The sequence below is a fragment of the Bradyrhizobium sp. 14AA genome (assembly GCF_054185205.1).
Window position 1 is genome coordinate 1 of record NZ_JAVAYM010000029.1, and the last position, 20,098, is coordinate 20,098.

The following is a 20,098-nucleotide window of genomic DNA, read 5'->3' on the forward strand; positions in this document are numbered from 1 at the left end:
CTCATGCAGCGCCGCCGTATCGACAGCTTGCTCCAACCACCCACGATCAGCCAAGATCAGCCCCAGATGTGCCTAAGTCTGGCTCAAACCTAAACCGGACACCCGTGGGACAAGCCCGGGCATGACGATCGCGGCGTAATTCTTACCGCTTGATCTCCCAGTTCAGCGCTTCCGCATTGCCCTTGGCAAACATCGTCGGCACGTCGAACTTGCCGGTCTTGAGGTCATAGCGGCATTTCCAGTCGGCCAGTCCCTTCACGGCAACGTTCTTCGGATGCTTGTCCATTGCGCCCGACAGCGAGATCAGGAGGTAGCGGTTGTTGGGCCAGTCGACGCCGAGCCAGCGATAGGCATCTTCGGTGCCCTTCATCAGATTGGCCGAGATGTGATAGTCGAGCTTCATGTTCTTCGTGTCGGGCCGGTTGTGAAAATAGGCCCAGGCGAGATCGCTGAGCGACTTCTTCGTCGCGTTCACGAAGGCGCCGTTCTCGACATGATAGAGGAACAGATCCTGCGAGCCCGAACCGGTCTTCTGCATCCGCACCAGCCATTGCGAGTCGCTGGTGAAGCGGAAGCCGGCGCCATAGCCCTGCTCGGGCTTCAGCTCCGTCATCTGATCGCCGCGTCGCGCCCAGACCTGCCATTTGACGCCGAAAAGGTCTTCACTGTCCTTCATGTACTGCTCGAGCTTGGTGGCACCGTCGGGCGAGGTGAAGGCGAGGTCGGCGTTGTCAGTGAGGACGAAACCGGGCGGCGGGCCCGATGCGGCCAAGGCGGGTGAAGCGGCCAGCGTCAGGGCAAGCGCCAGCCATTGTGCGGGACGGCAAAATGCTTTCACGGGGAAAATCCCTAAAAAAATGCCGCGATGCGGCCTCGCTCATTTGACGCCGATGGGGCCGCGCCGGTTCATCCCCTGGCGCGCTGGAGCGAAAGACTCATCATCCCTTCGAACGTCTTGCTGCCGTAGCCAAATCGGCGCAATTTGCCGCCTTCGGCTGATTTGCGACCCAGCGTTCGCCAAGGTTCTGTTCTGATGATCACCGTATCCAAGGCCCTCATTGCATTCTGTCTGCTCGCATTGGCCGGCACCGTGCTGGTGATCGGCCCCACAGAGCTGCGCCGCCTGCTGCCCGGCGGGACGCAGAAAGAGATCGCCACGGCCATCAAACCGGAAGCCAAGGTCGAACCGAAGCCGGAGGAGCCGAAGCTCGCGGCCAGTGCGCCGCCGGCATCCGTCGCCGCTCCTGTCCCTGCCCCTGAGCCGAAGGCGAGTGCGATGGCCGAGACCCAGAAGCAGGTCGCGGCGCTGGCCGATATCGCACCGGTCAAGCCGCCGCCGGCGGCTGCCGATAGCGGTCCTCGTTTCGACGTCGCGCGCGTCGACGATCACGGCGAGGCGGCCGTGATCGCGGGCCAGGCCACGCCGGGCGCCAAGGTCGAGCTGCTGCGCGACGGCAAGCCGCTCGACACGGTGGTCGCCGATGCCTCGGGCCAGTTCGTGATGACCCCGCCGCAGCTTCCCTCGGGTACCTACGAGCTGACGCTGCGCGCCAGGGCGCCGGACGGCACCGTCACACAATCCGGCCGCAGCATGACGGTGACCGTCGCCGAAGCCGCGCCGCCGCCGCCGCGCCCCGCGCCGGTCGCGAAGCAGGCCGACAAGCCGGACGAAAAATCGGACGTCGTGGCATCCCTGCCGTCAACGCATCTGGCCTCGGCGCCTGACAGACCCCGGCCGAGATTGACGGGCGCACCGAAACCCAGGGCCATGGCGCGGGTGCCGGCGGCCACCACGGTCGCATCGGCTTCGCCGGCGGACGTCCTCAACACGGCACCGGCGGAAACAGGCGGCAACCGGGTGATCTCCCGCGGCGACAGCCTGTGGGCGCTCAGCCGGCTCGCCTATGGCGACGGTGCCCGCTACGCGGTGATCTTCAACGCCAACCGCGACAAGATCCACAATCCGAACCTGATCTACCCCGGTCAGACGTTCGTGTTGCCGCAAAAGGCGCAGTAAAACCGCGTCCGCGCTGCGCTTGCGCGTTGCGACGCTTTGCCCTCTGTGCCGGCGGAACATTTGGTTCCCCTGCGCGTCATCTCGGTGAGACGCAATGCGCGCTCGCGCGCGGGAGGAGGGCCAGGAAGTGGCCGGCTCTGTGGGCATGTCGGGATCACGCATGGGACTGGCGCTGGCCGGCGCTGCCCTCGTCATTGCGGCAGTGCTGCTGCCCAACAGGGCCGAGGCGCAGTTCGGACTGCGCGGCGGTCCGCTCGGTGTTGCGCGCTTCGCCGTTGGTCACGTGATCGGCCTGTCGCGCTTGCGCCATGCCCGCATGGCGGTGCGTGGTGGCCGCTATCGTTCCGCTGCGTTGCGGTCCCAGGATCCCCGTGGTGTCGAGCGCGGGCAGCCTTCCAATCCCTACATCATCCGTGCGGCGCTCACGGCGCAGGCTGCGCTGTCGGGCTGGCACGGTGGCCGCAGCCCGCAGGGCTGGTGGCGCCATCCCGACGGCAGCTATGGCTGGGCCGGCCCGGTGTTCTGGCCGTTCGCGCATGACGACCTCACCACCGCAATCGTGTTCGGCGACAGCACCAGCCTCTCGCTCTACGGCTATGGCGACATCTACGCCGCGATCTTCGCGCCCTATGCGGCCACCGAGCTTGCCGCCTACACCGCGCCGCAAGGCAGGCGCGGCCGAAAGGTCCTCTCGGCTGAGGCGATCTGCGATGCCAGCGACACCGGCGGCCTGCCGGTCGATCGCATCGCCGCGACTGTGGCACCCAACGAGTTGCAGCGCGCAGCGCTCGACGAGCTCGCGGCCGCCTGGAATGCGGCGCGCGACACCATCCGCGCCGCTTGCCCGGCGCAGGCGCCCGCGACGGCCGCGGAGCGCCTCGGCCTGATGCGCGAGCGCATCGAGGCGATGATCAAGGCAACGGATGCGATCGAAGCGCCGCTGGCGAAGTTTGCAGGTCTCCTCAACGACGACCAGAAAGCCAGGCTCAATGCCCTCGCCAATGATCGTCGCGCCGTGCTGGCGTCTCGCCAACCCAAGGATCAGTCCAAGGACGCACAGGCTGCCGCCGCGTGCCGGCCGGACTACGATCCCCGCTACGACGAAAAGGCGCAGCGCCAGTATGAGCAGCTCATGCAGCAGCAATGGCCCGCGGACGAGATTGCCTCCACGCTCCGCCTCGACGAAACCGCCCGCGCCCGCCTCGACGTGCTCCAGGACACCACGCTGCGCACCATGGAGACACTGAGCGCCTGCCCTGCGGAGGCCGCCGCGACACCGCTGGCCCGCCTCGCGGCCGTGAAGGCACGGCTGGCGACGATGCTGCAGGCAGTGAACGGCGTCACTGATGCGCTCGATGATTTCGAAGCGGATCTGAGCGACGAGCAGAAGGCGGGCTTCGAGGCGATCGGGCCGAAGCGGGGCGCGTGATCACCCGCACGCCCAGTCGAATTTCATATCCCTAAAATCGAGCTGCGCGTTGCCGCCGCCGAAATTGTAGCCGCCGAAATATTCCTCGAACTCGATGTAGAACGGGCTCATCTCCGGCACCGCCTGACAGGGCCGCATGGTGCCGCCGAGATGATTGTGGGCGTGGTCCTTGCCCCAATCGTGCAGGCGGTAATTGTCGCGGCTCGGCACGCCGCCGACGTAATAGTAGAACGGCTGATAGCCGGTCGGCGCAACGCGGCTTGTGTACTCGTCCTGCGGCGCCTTGCCGGCATTCGGATCGGTCGCGCGTGGGACGATCGCGATCGCGCGGGTCTCGTCGAGATCGGCGCGCGGGGCGCTGGCAAACATCTTCTTGGCGTAGGGCGCGGCAGTCTCGAAGAAGGCACTGGCGCCGCCGACATCGAGCCAGCGCGGCCGGTCGGCCGTCGCCAGCGCGAGCGGCGTCGGCGGCGTCGCGAACGGGCCTTCGTATTCGCTTTTCGTCAGCAGCAGCGCGGCATATTCGTAGTCGAGGATGTCGGTCATGCGCGAGAGCCGCGGATGCGAGGCGCGCGCCTGCACGGCCTCGCGGATTTCAGGATCGTCGGGCGCGCCGCCGTCATTGTGGTCGGGCGCGGTGGCAAAGAACGACACCGCGACGATGTCCTCGCCATGCACGCGGTAATCCTCCGGCAGCAGCAGCGTGAAGCCGTGCATCAGCGGATATCCGGTGACGGGATCGAGCGGCCATTGCTCGCTGCTGATGCCCGGCGGCAGGCCGTAGACCCAGCCCTGGTCGCGCGCGCGATCCGCGGGCCGGTCCAGCATCTGCAAATCATACGCACGCGAAGGCAAGGCAAGCGCCACAGATCGTCTCCATCGGAATTCCGCCTCGCCGTTGAGGCGATGGTTAGTCGCGGGGAGGAGGGATGTGGTTCGCATTCCCAACTGTCATCGCCCGCGAAGTGTTTAGACTGGGGACATAGCTGACGCCTGTTCGGACACATCACTGACAGGTTGGCCATTGGTCAAGCCGGGGCATGACAGCGGAGTGTTGAGTGTATGCCAGTGGTCACATCAGGGCTGCGACGCCCGCCGAAGGCGCTTACATCCTTCGCCTTGCCGCGGCAGCATCCACGACGTTGTCCACTTCCTCGCGCCAGTTCAAAATCTCCATCGCCAGCACCGGGTGATTGAAGCCCTTGAGCTGGAGATCGTCGAGCGCGCGGGCTTCCACCCAGGGCTCGACGATGCCGTAGACGCGGCGGCTGACCACGATCTGGTTGGGCTTGGCTTCGCCGCAAAGGCGCGAGGCGAGGTTGGTGACACTGCCGATCGCGGCATATTCCAGCCGCTGCTCGAAGCCGACCTGGCCGAGCGTGGCATAGCCGAGCGCGATGCCGATGCCGAAGCCGAGGCTGTGCCCGCGGTTGCGCCAGCGCTCGGTCAGCGGGCCGATGGTGTCGCGCATCTCCACCGCCATCTTCACGGCGCGCTGGGTGTGATCCTCGAACTGGATCGGCGCGTTGAACAGGATCATCACGCCGTCGCCGGCATATTTGTCGAGCGTGCCCTCATATTTGAAGATCAGCTTGCCGAGCGCCGCGTGATATTCGCGCAGCACGTTCATCGCCTCTTCCGGCTCGGTCGCTTCCGTGAACGCGGTGAAGCCGCGCAGGTCGCAGAACACCACGGTCACTTCGCGGCGCTGGCTGGTCAGCAGCCCCTCGGGGCTGTCGGAGGAGGCGATCAGCTGCGCCACCTGCGGCGCCAGGAAACGCTCGAGCTTGCGGATCCGCTCGATCTCGCCGAGCTGGGTCTTGACGCGCTCCTCCAGCGACTTGTTCCAGTCTGTCAGCTGCTCGGTCTGCACGCGCAGTTTGTCGGCCTGGGCGCGTACGGTCTCGTTCGCCGTCTCCAGGGCGTGGCTCTTGTGATCGACCTCGGTGAACAGCCGCGCATTGCGCATCGCCAGCACGGCCTGGTTGGCAAAGGTGCGCATCAGGCCGGTGAGGCTGCCGGCGAACTCGCCGCTGGCGCGGCGCAGCATCACCAGCGAGCCGAGCGTGCCCTGCTGGTCCACCAGCGGCACCACAAGCACCGAATGAAAGCCGGCATTGATCGCGACGTCGCGCAGCGGCTGCTCGGTCGCATGGTCGAGATCGGCAATCGCGATCGGCTCGCAGCTCGCCGCGGCATCGCTCAGGATATTCTGGCCCTCGTCGATGGTGAGATGCGCGCCGTCGGCGGATTTGTCGATGCCGTTGGCCTCGACCAGGTTGAAGCGGCGCGTTCCGGCATCAAAGCCATAGATCAGCACCGCATCGGCCTGGGTGATCTCGATCGCGCGCGCCGCGATCGTCGGCAGCACCGCGTTGAGATCGAGCGAGGAGGCGACCGCGCGGCCGACCTCTTCCAGCACCTTGAGCTCGTTGATCGACTGCGCGAGATCGCGGGTGCGCTCCTCGACCTTGGTCTCCAGGTTCGAATAGGTTTCCTGGATCTGGCCCGCCATGCGGTTGAACTGGCCGGCGAGGTCCTCCAGCTCGTCGGAGGTGTGCACGTCGATGCGGTGATTGAAATCGCCCTCGCCGAGCTTGTGCGCGCCGTCGCGCAGCGCGGTGATCGGAATGATCATGCGGCGGGCGAGCAGCGTGCCGGCGAGGATCGCGACCATGAGGCCCATGCCCATCAGCAATGCGATGCGCACAAGCTGGTCGCGGATCGGCATCAGGGCCTGCGTGGTCGGCTGCTCGAACATCACGCTCCAGCCGAGCTTCGGCACCGTGCTCGCGGCGCTCATCACCGCATGGCCGTTGAAGTCGGTGCCCGACGTGTCGGGCTCGTGGCCGGGCGCGATCGCGGCCGCCACCTGCGGCAGCTTCGACAGGTCCTTGCCGATTTCGGGCCCCTTCGACGACGTCGCCAGCACGCGGCCGCGCGGATCGACCACATAGGCGAAGGCGGCCTTGCCGACCTGGGCGTCGGACAGGAAGTCGGAGAGGAAGCTGAGATCGATCTCGGCCACGGTGACGCCGGCGTTGAAGCCGGAATGCGCCACCGAGATCGACATGAACGGCGTCCGGTCGACGAACCAGGCCGGCGCATAGCTGACGCCGCGGGCGACGGTGTCGGTGAAACGCATGTCGCGGGAGAGGTCGGCATTGCTGCCCGTCGTGGTCGACTGGCGCGAGACGCGCAGCACCTCGCGGCCCTCGCCGTTGAGCTGGAACAGCTGGTTGACGACCGAGACCTGGTGCAGGAGCGAGGCGTAGTCGGCCCGGCGCTTCTCGAGCGTGTCCTGGCTCGCCCGCGTCACCCAGCTGATCTGGCGCTCGAGTTCGGAGATCGACTGCTCCATCCGCCGGGCGGCGGACTGCGCCTTGTCCTCCAGCCCGTCGGTCAGCGACGTCCTGGTGGCGCGATAGGAGATCCATGTCTCCATCGCGCCGTTGACGGCGAGCACGAACACGACGAGGCCGACGAGGGAGACGACGTATTTGGCGAACAGGCCCTCGCGCAGAAACCGTGTCTTGTCGTTCGCTCCAGCCATCCCGATCCTCTTGCGCCGCCTTCGACGCCGGCGCTACGGGCCGTACAGGCCCCCGGAGCCTTCTACCACAATTTGGGCCGGCGGACCGTCCGGCACCGGCGGACCGGCTGGCGTGGTTACCCCGCCGTGGACGCCGGGGCGGGTGTAGGGGCGGTGAAATGTTGCCGCCTCATCCGTTCGGAGGAAGCCGTGGGCGGGCAAGCCGCTGTAAGGGATCGCGGTGAAGTCCAGCGCGTTGGTCCGCCCATCATCGATTGAAGAGCTGCCGCAGCACGTCGTTCATCGGCTGACTGTCCTGCTGCGCCACCGGCGGGTCCTCCAGGGCCGGAGACGCGGGCGAGGCCTGCGGTGCCGGTGTGGATGGCGTTGCCGGCAGGCCGCGGCTGCGGCCGGTGCCCGTGCTGGCTCCTGCGCCAGCTCCCGCGCCGCTGGAAAGCCCCTGCTGGATCAAATTGCCGATGGCCTCGCCCAGGGGGCCGCCGAGCAGATTGTTCTGCCCCGGCTGCTGCTGGGTTTGCGGATTGGCATTGCCGGTCGCATTGCCGCCCGGCGCGGCGGCGCCGCCGAGCCCAAGGTTACCAAGGCTGCCCAGGATGTTGCCGAGCCCGGCGCCATCGGGGCCGAACAGGCCCTTGCCCATCTCGCGCAGCTTGGCATAGGCGGCGTCCGGATTGTCCAGCATGCCGGCCATATCAGGGTAGATCCGCGGCTGCGACCAGGTGCCCTGGATCATCACGGGGATGCCGAAGCCGACCGGCTCGGAGGTGCGGCCCTGGCCTTCGGTCGTCATCACCAGCTTCGGCTCGACGCGAAAGCCCATCATCTTGGTGTCGAGCGCGATGGTGCCGGCGCCGGTGACGCGCACCAGCGGACCGATCAGATTGAGATCGGTCGTCACCGCCTGGCCCTTGTCGATGCGGAAGGAGGCCGAGAGCTGCGACAGGTCGGTGCTCTGCTCCCGGCTGGGGTCCTGGTTTTCCTGCCAGCCGGACAGCGTGCCCGACGTCAGCGAGCGGATCATCTGCGCGACGTTGATGCCGCGGATCGCGCCGTCCTGGAAATTGACGAAGGCCGTGCCCTGCATGTTCGCCATCAGCGCGCGCTGGCTGGTGCCGGCGCTGCGCAACGCGAGCTTGGCCTGCATCTTGCCGTCGATCCGGTCGAATTCGGCGAGGCCCTGGAGCAGCGGCAGCGCGCGCACGCCGACGAGGTCGGAATGCATGGCAAAGCTCGGTGCGCCGGTGGTCGCATCCAGGATCACTTCGCCCGAGACCTGGCCGCCATAGGCGCCGAGATTGGCGGTGCCGGCTTTCAGCACGCCGCCGGCGAGTTTTGCGTCGAGCGCCAGCGGCGCAAGGCGCGCATCGCCGATGACGGCTTCGTGCGCGGAGATCCTGATCTGCGCATCGACATAATTGAGCCCGGAGACGTCGATCGGCGCATTGCTCCAGGGCTGGCCGGCCGCGCCATCGGGCGTTTTTGCCAGGGGAATCGCGAGCCGCTGGAAGTCGAGATCAACCTTCACCAGAGGCTTGCTCGCGATGTCGACGGAAGCCCAGCCGTTGAACGCGCCCTCGCCGAGCGAGCCACTCACGCCGTTGATCATCATGACATCGCCGTTCAGCCGCATCTCGGCATGACCGGTGAGCTGGGACTTCAGCACATCGGGCATGTCGATGGCGAACTCCACTGGAACAGTCGGCCGATCGGCTGGCGGCGCCGGCGTGGCCGCCTTGATGTCGAACTTGGTCGGGTGCTCGCCGACACGCGCGGTGCCGGTGATATTGACCTTGCGGTCGCGGCCGACGACGGCCTCGGCGTTGATGGCGCTGATGCGGCCCTCGACGCGATCGCGCAGGCGCGCGAAGGCGATTTCGCCGTCGATGACCTTGACGCGATCGATGGTCGCGCCGTCCGTGTCGAGCGCGAGCGGCTTCGACGAGGCGCCGGCATTCGGCAGACGTTCGCGCAGCAGCGGCTGGTAGATCACGGGATGGGTGACGACGAGCTCGCCGATCTTCGGGCGGCCCGACCACACGCTGGACAGCGACATGTCGGCCTGCACGCTGTCGACCGTCAGACGGGTGATGCCGCTGCGGTCCTTCGGGTCCTGGAGCGTGAGGTCGTTCAGCGTGACGTTCAGCGTCGGCCACAGGCTGATCTTCGTGGTGCCGTCGATCGACAGGCGGTAGCCGGTTGCGCTCTCGACCCGCGAGGCAATCGTCGAGGTCAGGAAGCCCGAGGGGATCCCGACCACCAGCAGGAGTGCGATCACGATGATGACGGCGGCCACCGCCGCGCCGGCGAATTTCACTGCTCTCATGTCGACTTTCCAACGACGGATGATTGCCGTCGAATCCGGCAGATTGCCCGTTCTTTGCGCCTGAGTTTATCCCCGGACGGGAAGTGGCTCCAAGCGCGTAAAAATAGTCGAGGGGTGCTGCAAAGTTATGTGACTTATGACACACTTCTCCGGCGCGGTTTTACGCGATCCTGATGTTGATGGTTCCAAGCGATTTGCCAAGCAATTGACGAGTAGAATCACAAGGACATTGAAATGAGCAAGCAGGCCGAGTTTGCGGTCATCCTGAAGATGAACGCGATGTTCGCCGATCTTGGCGCGGACGAACTGCAGCGATTGTCCAATCTCTGCCATACCCAGCATCTGGGCAACGGCGAGGTGCTGTTCCAGAAGGGCGATGCCGGCAACGCGCTGTTCGGCGTGCGCCGCGGCCAGGTCCGCATCGAGACCGGCGCCTCCGACGGCAGCCGGCTGACGCTGAATTTCATGGGCCCGGGGGACCTGTTCGGCGAGGTTGCGGTGCTGGACGGCCAGAGCCGCACCGCGGACGCGACCGCGGGCGAGGCCAGCGAATTGTTCGTGCTGCGGCGCGAGGATTTCCTCGGGTTCCTCGAACGCGAGCCGAAGGTCGCGATCAAGATCATCGCGTTGCTGTGCCAGCGGATCCGCTGGCAGAGCGAACGCATGGAGGAATCCATGCTGCAGCCCCTGCCGGTGCGGCTGGCGCGGCGGCTCTGCGCGCTCGCGGCCGATTTCGGCTCCGAGGTTCACATCTCGCAGGAGCAGCTCGGCGTCTTCGTCGGCGCCGCCCGCGAAAGCGTCAACCGCCAGCTTCAGGCCTGGCGCAAGGAAGCGATCCTCGACCTCCAGCGCGGCCGCATCCTGCTGAGGAACATCACCAAGCTGACGGCGATCGCGCGGAACGAGTAGGCTGCCTCCGGCACGTCATGCAACGTCGGTAAACTCAGATCGCGGGCACGGGCGACGGCATATCGTCGCCCATCGTCGTCGCTGAATTCGACGAGCGCTGCCTTATTGTCGAGCTCTTCGAGGATCGTGCCGGCGTTTTGTCCCGGCTCCCGTGAACTCTACTCCGCGGCCGGATGGACGATATTCTTTGGCACGGGCGGCGTCGCCGCGGCTCCGTGATGACCATCGGTCTCCGCATCCTCGCTGTGCACGATCAGCCGCTTGCCGAAGCGCCAGATCAGCGCGCCGAGATCGTCCATCACCATGAACATCGCGGGCACGAACACCAGCGACAGGATGGTCGAGAAGATCAGGCCGCCGATCACCGCGAGTGCCATCGGCGAGCGGAATTCGCCGCCGGCGCCGACCGCGAGCGCGCTCGGCATCATGCCGGCGGCCATCGCGATCGTGGTCATCACGATGGGGCGGGCGCGCTTCATGCCGGCGTCGATCATTGCCTCTTCGCGCGGCTTGCCGGCGTGGATGGATTCGATGGCGAATTCCACCAGCATGATCGCGTTCTTGGTGACGATGCCCATCAGCATCAGGATGCCGATCCACACCGGCGTCGTCAGCTGCTTGCCGGTGATGAGCAGGGCCGCGATGGCGCCGCCGATCGAGAGCGGCAGCGAGAACAGGATGGTGATCGGCTGCAGGAAGGTGCCGAACAGCAGCACCAGCACGGCGTAGACCATCATCAGGCCTGCCGTGATGGCGGTGGCGAAGCCGTCGGACAGCTCGTTCAGGCTTTCGGCGTCGCCGGAGGGCGAGACCTTCACGCCCTTCGGCAGACTCTTCATCACCGGCAGCTCGGAGATCTTCTTGGTGGCATCGCCGAGCGCGGCGGAGCCGACGAGGTCGGCCGCGACGGTCGCCTGCCGCTCACGATCGTAGCGGTTGATGCTGGTCGGACCCTGGTCGAGCTTGACGTCGGCGATGACCGAGAGCGGCACGCCGCCCTTCTCGCCGTGCTCGCCGAGTGGCACGCGCAACTGCTCCAGCGTCTTCAGATTGCCGCGCGCGGCATCCTCGAGCTGCACGCGGATCGGCACCAGCCGGTCGCCGACGTCGAACTTGGCGAGCGCAGGTCCGACGTCGCCGATGGTGGCGACGCGGATGGTCTGCGACAGGCTTTCGGTGGAGACGCCGAGCCGTGCGGCGAGATCGGCGCGCGGTTCGATACGCAGCTCGGGGCGTTCCAGCGAGGTCTCCGAGATGACGTTGGAGATGGTCGGAATCCGCTTCATCTGCGTCGCAAGCTCGCTGGCGACGTTGTTGACGATGTTGGGGTCGACACCGGTCACCACCAGCGAGATCGCGCGGAGACCGTTCTCGTCCAGGAACCAGAAGCGGATGTCCGGAACGTTCTCCAGCTCCTGACTGATCGAGAATTCGAGCTCGCGCTGGGTGATGTCGCGGCTGTCCTTGGGCGTGTAGTTGATGATCAGGGCGGCGCGCCGCACTTCCTGGGTCCCCGGCGGGACGCGCCCGCCGTCGACGAAGATGCTCTTCACCTCGGGCCGCTTGCGCAGGCGCGCGACGATGTCCTCGGTGACCTTTTCGGTGTAGGCGAGCTGGGTGCCCGGCGGCAGCTCGAGGGCCAGCAGCGAGCGGGCGCTGTCCTGTGCCGGCAGGAAGCCCTGCGGCAGCAGCGTGATGCTCCAGATCGAGGCGGCGAAGACGCCGAAGCCGGCCAGCACCGTGATGAAATAGTGCTTCACCGACCATGCCACGATCCTGTGATAGGACCGCAGCACGCGGCCGGGCGGCGGCTCTTCGTGATGGCCATGCTTGAGGAAGTAGGCGGCGAGCACCGGTGTGACGAAGCGCGCCGCGAGCAGCGAGAAGAACACCTGCACCGAGACGGTGATGCCGAACTGCTTGAAGAACTGTCCGGCGATGCCCGACATGAAGCTCGCGGGCGCGAAGATCGCGATGATCGTCAGCGAGATCGCGATCACCGCGAGGCCGATCTCGTCGGCGGCTTCGAGTGCGGCACGATAGGGCGACTTGCCCATGTTCATGTGCCTGACGATGTTCTCGATCTCGACGATGGCGTCGTCGACGAGAATACCTGTCGAGAGCGTGATGGCGAGGAAGCTGACGAGGTTCAGCGAGAAGCCGAGCAGGTCCATCGCCCAGAACGCCGGGAAGATCGACAACGGCAGCGAGATCGCCGCGATAATGGTGGCGCGCAGGTCGCGCAGGAACAACAGCACGATGACGACGGCGAGGATGGCGCCTTCGAACAGGGTCGAGATGGCCGCGTGGTAATTGCCGTTGGTGTATTCGACCGAGGTGTCGATCACCTTCAGGTCGACATCGGGATAGGCGGCCTTCAGCGCGTCGATGCGCTTCTGCACGGCCTCGGCGACCTTCACGTCGCTGGCACCCTTGGACCGCTTGATGCCGAGCGCCACCACCGGCTCGCCGTTGAAGCGGGCGAAGGTACGGCGGTCGGCGATGGTGTCGGTGACGGTGCCGAGATCGTCGAGCCGGACCTCGCCGCCGCCGAACAACGGGATCATGGTGCCGGCGAGGTCGCCCAGCGTCTTGGCGCCGGCCAGCGTGCGGATGGCCTGGTCGTTCTTGCCGATCTCGGCGCGGCCGCCGGCGACGTCGACATTGGTGCCGCGCAGGCTCTGGCTGACATTGACGGCGGTCAGCCCCATCGCCTGCAAACGGTCGGGATCGAGCGAGACCAGGATCTCGCGCTCGACGCCGCCGATGCGCTCGACCTGGGCGACGCCGCGGACGCCCTGCAGCGCGCGCTTGACCACGTCGTCGACGAAATAGGAGAGCTGCTCCGGCGTCTTGCCGGGCGAGATCGCGGCATAGGTCACGATCGGCAGGCCGATGACGTCGACGCGCTGGATCAGCGGCTCGGTGACGTTCTGCGGCAGGTTGGAGCGCACGCGCGTCACCGCGTCCTTGACGTCGTTGAGCGCGCGGTCGGTGTTGGTCTCGAGCGCGAACTGGATCGTGGTCACCGACAGGCCGTCGGTGATCTGCGAGGTGATGTGCCTGACGCCCTCGACGCCGGAGACGGCGTCTTCAACCGTCTTGGTCACCTGGGATTCGAGTTCGGCCGGCGCTGCGCCGAACTGCGAGACCGCGACCGAGATCACGGGAATGTCGGCCGAAGGCAGTCGCGTCACCGCGAGCTTGGTAAAGGACGTCCAGCCGAGGATCAGGAGGATGATCGAAAAGACGACCGACGGCAGCGGATTACGGATCGACCATGCCGAGATATTGAGAGCCATCAGCGTACCCGCGTGCGATCGAGTTCATCGGCGAACATGGTCTTGATCTGGTCGCCGTCATGCAGTGAAGAGCCGGCATCGGCCACGACGATTTCGCCGACGTCGAGCCCTTCCAGGATTTCCGTTGCGGTGTCGGACGACAGTCCGACCCGCACCTTGCGCGTCTCGACAATGTTGCCTTTGACGACCTGTACGGTGAGATGGTCGATGGCGGTCTTGGGAACCGCGACGCCGCAGCTTCGCTTGGCGTCGATGGAGGCGCGGGCGAACACGCCGACCTTCAGCGAGGGATTGTTGGTGACGCTGATGCGGACGCGGCCGAGCTGCGTCGTGCGGTCGATCTCGGGCGCCACCAGGCGGACCCGGCCGATCAGGTCGGGCGCGTCGTCGCGGCTGATGCGCACGGTCGCGCCGGAGCTGAGCTTGGGCATGTGCACCGCCGGGACCTGGGCGTCGAGCTCGATCTCGCTGTTGACGGCAATGCGGAACATCGGGCCGGCCTGCGGCGAGGCCGGCGCGCCGACGATGGTGCGGACTTCGGTGACGAGGCCCGGCGCGGGCGCCTTCAGCGAGATCGGGCCTTGCGGGCCGGGGCGCTGCGGCTGGCCCGGGATCTGCGGCGGCGCCGTCAGGCGCGCCAGCTCCTGGTTGTCGGTGACGACAGTGCCCTCGGTCACGAAGAGGTCGGTGACCCTGGAACCTTCCTGGTCGGCGACGACGACGGCCTCGCGGCGCGGCACGAAGAAGCCGGTCACCCGCACCAGATCGGAGAAGCACGCATTGGTCGACTTCGTCACGATGACGAGCGCCTCGCCCGGCGTTTCCTTCGCCTCGGGACGATGCCGATGCTCGAACAGGTAGTAGCCGACGCCGAGCACGACGACGAACGCCACGGTTCCGGCAGGCTTGAGATATTCCTTGAAATTCATCGCCGGATCGTCCTGGCCTGGCTCACGGCCATCCGCACGCGGTCCATAGAGAGCGTTCCCCTGAAATAAAGCAGCGTCCCGCAAGGCTGCGGGACGCGCTCTGGAAGCGAGACTTTACACCACATCACGACTTGGCACGTCTAAGGATTGGCACTTCTAACGATTGGCACTTCAAAGCAGTGACGTCGTGCTCACTTCGATGCGGTGGTCTTGTTTTCCATGTTGACGACCTGCACGCGGCGATTGACCTCCGCCATCGGCTGGCCGGGGTCCTTCAGCTTGCTCTTGCCGTAGCCGACGGTGACGAGATCGGTCGCCGAGATGCTGTACTTCTCGACGAGGTAGCGCTTGATCGAATCCGCGCGGCGCTCCGACAGGTCCTGGTTGTAGGCCTCGCCGCCGGCGGCGTCGGTGTGGCCGGCGACCACGAAGGTCGAGCCCTTCAGGTCGGGGCTGGTCAGCGCGCGGCCGAGCGCCTGCACGGACGCCATCGACTTGGCGCTGATATTGGCCGAATTGTAGTCGAAGGTGATTTCGAGATCGATGTTCGGCTTGTCCTTGGCGACGGAGGCGATTTCCTCGCGCTCGGTCGACGACAGCGAACGCGTCGAGCGGCCGCGCACGGACTGGATCAGCTTGGTTTCCGCCGCGTTCGGCGCCGGCTCGGCCTGCGGGCTCATGGAAAGGCCGCGGGTCAGGGGCTTTTTCGCCGGCGGCGCGAGCGCGCGGACGATCTCGTCCTCGGTGACGTTCTTGCTGTTGCTCTCTTCGCCGGCGAATGCGGACGAGGGCGGCAGCGACAGGGCGGCGCCGATGGTCATGATCGACAGGATCGCGGTAAGTCCTTTTGCAGCCAGTCTCATAGCCAGTCCCTCCTGCGCAACTGCCCTGCGCGGTTCCAAAATTCCTGCAATTGGCCCCTCGGGAAAGGCCGCCTGCGGCATCCGTCCTTTAGTCTTCCCTGGGCCGCCGAGGGTTCGAGGCATCACTTGCCTCAACTCAAAAAAATACTAGCGTACTCCGTAGCTTGCGAATTCCTGAACGATGTTCGGATCCATCGCCTTGGCGTTCGCAATGTCCAGCGCCCCTTCCTGGGCGGAGCCGTTGCGCTGCTTGGCGAGGCCCCGTCCGAACAGCGAGGAGGTCAGGCGCGGGTTGATCCGCAGGGCCGCGTCGAAATCGGCAATGGCGTTCTTGACCGCTCCCGATTTCAAATTCACGAGCCCCCGGCTGTCCAGCGCATCGACGAAGTTCGGCCGCAGCCGCAGCGCCTCGTTGCAATCCTTCAGCGCGCCCTGGAGGTCACCGACCACGGTGCGGGTCCAGCAGCGGTTGTTCAGAGCCTCGACGTCCTTCGAGTTGATCCGGAGCGTCTCGTCGAAATCCTTGATGGCAAGGTTGTAGGCGCCCTTGCTGGCATAGACCTGGCCGCGCCGGTACAGCGCGTTCACGTCGTCCGGATTGGCCGCGATCTTGGCGGTCAGGCCCTTGATGGTGGGGTCTTCCGCCAGGGCGGCCGCGCTCGGCCCGCCATCCGCGTTCGGCGCGGGAGCGGGAGAGGGATCAGGCGATTTCGCCGGCGGTGCCGGCGGGGGCAGGGCGGCCTCGACCTGCGGCTTCGGTGACGGAGCCGGTGCGGGCGCCGGTGGAGGCGGGGGAGCGGGAGCTGCGACGGTGTCGGCCGGCTTCGGCGGCGGAGGCGGTGATGGTGGCGCGGGCGGTGCCGGCGGCGGGTTGTTGGCGACGACCGGCGGCGGTGCGGGGGGCGCGGCCGGCGGCGTCGCTGTCGGACGCGATCCGGCGGCTCCCGGGATGAACGAAAAGTCCTCGGCCAGCGAGGAGGATATCCACGGCACCTGCTCGCCGCGCGAGGCGCGGGTGACGCCCATCTTGGTCCGGTTCAGCGTCTCCTCCGCCATCAGGTCGGGGACGCGGATTTCCTTGAGCAGCTCCTGGACGAACAGACTGTGCTCGCCGCCGGCGTCCGAGACCACCGAGGCCAATGCTGCCGAATACATCACCAGCGTGCCGTTCGGCGCGATGACGGGGGTGAGGCCGGCCGAGAAGCTGCGGAACCGGCGCTCGAACGGGTTGCGCCTGGAGGCGTCGATCAGCGCGATCTTGACGCCGGCGCCGCGGGTATTGAGCTCGCCGAGAACGGTCTCCAGGCTGACGCCGTCACGGCGCACGTCGGATTCGGTCCAGATCTGCGCATCGATCGGCAGCATGTAGCTCTGGCGTGCCGACTGGATGCCGAAGCCGCTGAAGAACACCAGCGCCACCGAGCCCGGCTTGATCTTGGCGTAGAGCTTGTCGAAGGCGCGGCGCATGGCGTCGCCGCTCAGGTTCTCGCCGGTTTCGACGCTGAAGCCGTCGCGCTTGAGCTCGTCGGCGATGTCGCGCGCATCGTTCAGCGGTTCCTTCAGTGGGGCATCCGCATCCGGATATTTGGCGTTGCCGATGACGAGCGCAAAACGGTCGCCGGCTGCAAGCGATGGAGCAGTCGGGATCAACGAAGCGAGGAGGGCCAGAAGAAAAAGGAAGCGAATTTTCATAATCAGCGCGGTCCAGCCAAAAAGGCGCCGATCCAGCTTGCGCCGCGGCGACCTTAACTTACGCTCTAGGCATTATCAAACCGGGGGAGGGGGGCGTCAACTGCTTGGAGATTCGGCGTTATCGCGACGATTGATCGCAACGTATGGGCGCGCCGCGAGGGGAATAAACGGGTCGTCATGGTTGTGCTCGACGCGATCTGGTTTGACTTTACCGCAGCATGTTAGGGCAGCGATGGCGACGAAAATGTGATTGGGCTCACATTGGAGCCGCCACCCGCGGCGTTTGACCTTTCTCGCGGAGGATGGCTTGTTGGCTTCGATCGTCCCCTCGAAGGTCCAATCAGAAAAGCAAAACCATGGGAAACGTCTACGAAATCTACGCCCTGCGCTATGCGACGATGTCGCCGCGCACCCCCAACATGAATTTCCTGGCGCCCGACCCGCATGACAGTGCGGCGCAGGACCTCGACTATTTCGTCTGGCTGATCCGAGGGCATGGCCGCGATATCCTGGTCGATACCGGCTTCAATGCGGAGGAGGCCACCTTGCGGGCGCGCAAGCTGACGCTCAATCCGGTCGATGCGCTGGAGCGTTTTGGCGTCGCGGCGTCGAGCATCCGCGACATCATCGTGACGCATCTGCATTACGACCACGCCGGCAATCTCGATCGCTTCCCGGGCGCGCGCTTCCATCTCCAGGAGCGCGAGATGGCTTACGCGACCGGGCGCTGCATGTGCAACGGACTGCTGCGACATCCGTTCTCGGTCGAGCACGTCACGCAGATGGTGCGCCATGTCTATGGCGAGCGCGTCAATTTCTATTCCGGCGACGGCGAGGTCGCGCCCGGCGTCACCGTGCACCGTGTCGGCGGCCATTCCGACGGCTTGCAGGTGGTCAAGGTCGAGACCGCCCGCGGGCCCGTGGTGCTGGCGTCCGACGCGGCGCATTACTACGCCAATCTGCAGCGCCGCAGCCCGTTCCCGATCGTCTACAATGTCGGCGACATGGCGCAGGGCTGGGAGACGATCGAGCGCCTCGCCGGCCATCCTGATCGATTCATTCCCGGCCACGATCCGATCGTGACCGAGATCTATCCGCGCGCCAGCGACAAGGTCGATGCCTGGGCGCTGCATTTGCCGCCGTCGCGATCGTTCGCGAAGTGACGGCGAAGCCGTCATTCCGGGGCGCGCGAAGCGCGAACTACGGTGCGCAATTGCGCACCTGAGAATCTAGAGCTTGTTGAGCGAGATTCCGGGTTCGCCGCTTTGCGGCGCCCCGGAATGACGAGGGGAGAGAGCGAAAACCCCGCTCTAAACCTAGTGACCCGAAGCGGTCATCTGGCTGTCCCAACTCCAACTCCCACCTTAAAGGCGACAAATTTTCAGACATTGAAAAGAGCAGACGAAAATTGTTGCATGACGTCGGAGTGCACGAATGAGCCCTTCCGGAGCTTTGATCGCGATCCTGCCGTGTAATGACCTTGATGCGTCGGAGCGTTTCTACAAACGGCTGGGCTTTGCGCGCCCCGACAGCGAAAGGCCTGCTCCGGGAGAGCCCGACACCTATCGCATGCTGTCGAACGGGAAGGGCGGATATCTACATCTGACGGACGCGGTCGAGGGATGGCTAACGCCGGGTAGAAACCCTTTTGGGGTCTATCTTTACCTCGAGAGTGTTGATGCCGCGGCGCGCGAATTTCAGCAATCACCCGAAGACAAGCCGTGGGGGATGTACGAATTTGCGATCTCTGACCCAGATGAAACGTTGGTCCGTGTCGGTTGGCCAACCTCTCTCCGCGCGGGAGCGCAATAATTCGAGCAACAGGCCCATCGTGACATTCTTGCGCTGCCGGATCGCGGAGCGAATCTTGGCAAGTAGGAAATCGTCTCCTATGGGACGCAGGCACTAAAGCGCGACGGGCCATAAGCGGAACTTGCGAAATGGTCGACGGGTGTTCTTCGGGCCGCAGATAACAGGAGATCACATGACGCACTACATTATCTACTTCAACCAGCAATGGGTCGGTGATCACTCCAAAGAGTGGTTTCAGTCCCGTGGGTCGTTGGTCAGGGCAGTCTTAGCGGAGATGAAGGAGGCGGGCGTGCTCGTCTTCGCCGCGGGAGTAGACGAAGACCTGAGCAAGGCTTTCAGTGCTGACGAGACCAGCGGCGAACTGCACTTCGCCGAAGGCCGGTATTCCAATGTCCCCGAGTATCTCGGTGGCTTCACCGTCGTCGATGTCTCCAATCGGGAGTCGGCAAAGTTTTGGGCCGGCAAGATCGCAATGGCTTGTGGCTGGCCACAAGAGGTCCGACCACTCCATGTATGACGGGCGGCAGATATGGTTTCAACGAGTGCCGGCAGGATCCACACAAGCAACGATATCGCGGGGAGATTTTCGAGCCGCTGGCTCCGGCGGAGAGAATATCGCCAGGTATCCTCCGTCCCCTGCGAGCTTATATGTGGCGACCTCGCGATAGCCGACGGCAGTTAATTCGCAGCGCAAGAGCGCAATTGGCGTGCCATGCTTCGACGTCGGAAGCTCAAGATCGACAATTCCGACCCGCGCACCCTGCTTCAAGGCGGGCGCGAGATTGTAGAGGAAGGCATAGGGGTAGGCTATCTCGTGGTACATATGCACAAGGATTGCGGCGTCCAGCGAGGAAGCGGGCAGACGCGGGTCGTATGGTTCGCCGAGCGCGAATTGCACGTTCGTCAACTTCAGACGTTCTGTCCGCGTGGCGAGTTCGATGAGGTAATCCCGCGTGACGTCCTGGGCAATGACAGAGCCGGCGGGCCCGACGAGGCGGGAGAGCCTGACCGTGTGGTAGCCATCGCCTGCTCCAATGTCGCCGACTGTCATGCCTGGTTTCAGTTCGAGCATACGTGCGATTTGACCGGCCTCATTGAGGCCGTCGCGGTGCTCTTCGGCGGAGCGGCGTGGGCTGACGATCCGTGCAACAGGACGCTGTGGTGAGGGAAACTCGTTTGCAGCGACTCCAGGGGGAGCCAGATGACTAATGTCAGCGGCGTATGCGCGAGTGGCGGCAAGCGCCACAAGAAGCATCACTCTATAAGCCA

General features: G+C 65.5%; 15 protein-coding genes. 6 read left to right on the forward strand and 9 right to left on the reverse strand.

What is annotated here, in order from left to right; genetic code table 11:
- Positions 1–142: 142 nt before the first annotated feature.
- On the reverse strand, positions 143–838 hold the full coding sequence (locus RAD15_RS36840) for a hypothetical protein (RefSeq protein ID WP_458183627.1): 696 nt from the start codon (positions 836–838) through the stop codon (positions 143–145).
- A gap of 195 nt (positions 839–1,033) precedes the next feature.
- Between RAD15_RS36840 and RAD15_RS36845 the strand changes: the two genes are divergently transcribed.
- A complete protein-coding gene (locus RAD15_RS36845) occupies positions 1,034–2,017 on the forward strand; it encodes a LysM peptidoglycan-binding domain-containing protein (protein WP_458183628.1) in 984 nt (327 codons plus the stop codon).
- 145 nt (positions 2,018–2,162) lie between these two features.
- On the forward strand, positions 2,163–3,446 hold the full coding sequence (locus tag RAD15_RS36850) for a Spy/CpxP family protein refolding chaperone (RefSeq protein WP_458183699.1): 1,284 nt from the start codon (positions 2,163–2,165) through the stop codon (positions 3,444–3,446).
- Here the strand turns inward: RAD15_RS36850 and RAD15_RS36855 are convergent, their stop codons facing one another.
- The 3 genes from RAD15_RS36855 to RAD15_RS36865 all read right to left on the reverse strand — a co-directional run bounded on the left by RAD15_RS36855 (position 3,447) and on the right by RAD15_RS36865 (position 9,322).
- A complete protein-coding gene (locus tag RAD15_RS36855) occupies positions 3,447–4,274 on the reverse strand; it encodes a hypothetical protein (protein ID WP_458183629.1) in 828 nt (275 codons plus the stop codon).
- Between the two features lie 277 nt (positions 4,275–4,551).
- Positions 4,552–6,999 carry an adenylate/guanylate cyclase domain-containing protein gene (locus RAD15_RS36860; protein ID WP_458183630.1) on the reverse strand — a complete coding sequence of 816 codons (2,448 nt, stop codon included), beginning with the start codon at positions 6,997–6,999 and terminating at the stop codon, positions 4,552–4,554.
- 247 nt (positions 7,000–7,246) lie between these two features.
- A complete protein-coding gene (locus tag RAD15_RS36865; protein WP_458183631.1) occupies positions 7,247–9,322 on the reverse strand; it encodes an AsmA family protein in 2,076 nt (691 codons plus the stop codon).
- Between the two features lie 234 nt (positions 9,323–9,556).
- On the opposite strand from RAD15_RS36865, the gene RAD15_RS36870 reads away from it, so the two are divergent.
- Positions 9,557–10,231: a Crp/Fnr family transcriptional regulator gene (locus RAD15_RS36870; protein WP_458183632.1), complete on the forward strand. Its 675-nt coding sequence runs from the start codon at positions 9,557–9,559 to the stop codon at positions 10,229–10,231.
- A gap of 158 nt (positions 10,232–10,389) precedes the next feature.
- Here RAD15_RS36870 and RAD15_RS36875 read toward each other — a convergent pair whose 3' ends face one another.
- The 4 genes from RAD15_RS36875 to RAD15_RS36890 form a co-directional block, all read right to left on the reverse strand.
- Complete coding sequence (locus tag RAD15_RS36875; RefSeq protein WP_458183633.1) at positions 10,390–13,533, reverse strand: efflux RND transporter permease subunit; 3,144 nt, start codon at positions 13,531–13,533, stop codon at positions 10,390–10,392.
- Positions 13,533–14,462: an efflux RND transporter periplasmic adaptor subunit gene (locus RAD15_RS36880; protein ID WP_458183634.1), complete on the reverse strand. Its 930-nt coding sequence runs from the start codon at positions 14,460–14,462 to the stop codon at positions 13,533–13,535. The genes RAD15_RS36875 and RAD15_RS36880 overlap by 1 nt, the downstream gene beginning before the upstream one ends.
- A gap of 191 nt (positions 14,463–14,653) precedes the next feature.
- The gene (locus RAD15_RS36885; RefSeq protein WP_458183635.1) at positions 14,654–15,325 is read right to left on the reverse strand and encodes an OmpA family protein; all 672 of its coding nucleotides are present in this window, start codon (positions 15,323–15,325) and stop codon (positions 14,654–14,656) included.
- Between the two features lie 147 nt (positions 15,326–15,472).
- On the reverse strand, positions 15,473–17,017 hold the full coding sequence (locus RAD15_RS36890) for a caspase family protein (RefSeq protein WP_458183636.1): 1,545 nt from the start codon (positions 17,015–17,017) through the stop codon (positions 15,473–15,475).
- A gap of 356 nt (positions 17,018–17,373) precedes the next feature.
- On the opposite strand from RAD15_RS36890, the gene RAD15_RS36895 reads away from it, so the two are divergent.
- The 3 genes from RAD15_RS36895 to RAD15_RS36905 all read left to right on the forward strand — a co-directional run bounded on the left by RAD15_RS36895 (position 17,374) and on the right by RAD15_RS36905 (position 19,346).
- Positions 17,374–18,180, forward strand: a complete 807-nt coding sequence (locus RAD15_RS36895) for an N-acyl homoserine lactonase family protein (RefSeq protein WP_458183637.1) — start codon at positions 17,374–17,376, stop codon at positions 18,178–18,180.
- 271 nt (positions 18,181–18,451) lie between these two features.
- Complete coding sequence (locus RAD15_RS36900) at positions 18,452–18,829, forward strand: VOC family protein (protein ID WP_458183638.1); 378 nt, start codon at positions 18,452–18,454, stop codon at positions 18,827–18,829.
- A 172-nt stretch (positions 18,830–19,001) separates the two neighbouring features.
- A complete protein-coding gene (locus RAD15_RS36905) occupies positions 19,002–19,346 on the forward strand; it encodes a YciI family protein (RefSeq protein ID WP_458183639.1) in 345 nt (114 codons plus the stop codon).
- An 18-nt stretch (positions 19,347–19,364) separates the two neighbouring features.
- Here the strand turns inward: RAD15_RS36905 and RAD15_RS36910 are convergent, their stop codons facing one another.
- Positions 19,365–20,084 carry a class I SAM-dependent methyltransferase gene (locus RAD15_RS36910; protein ID WP_458183700.1) on the reverse strand — a complete coding sequence of 240 codons (720 nt, stop codon included), beginning with the start codon at positions 20,082–20,084 and terminating at the stop codon, positions 19,365–19,367.
- Between the last annotated feature and the right edge of the window lie 14 nt (positions 20,085–20,098).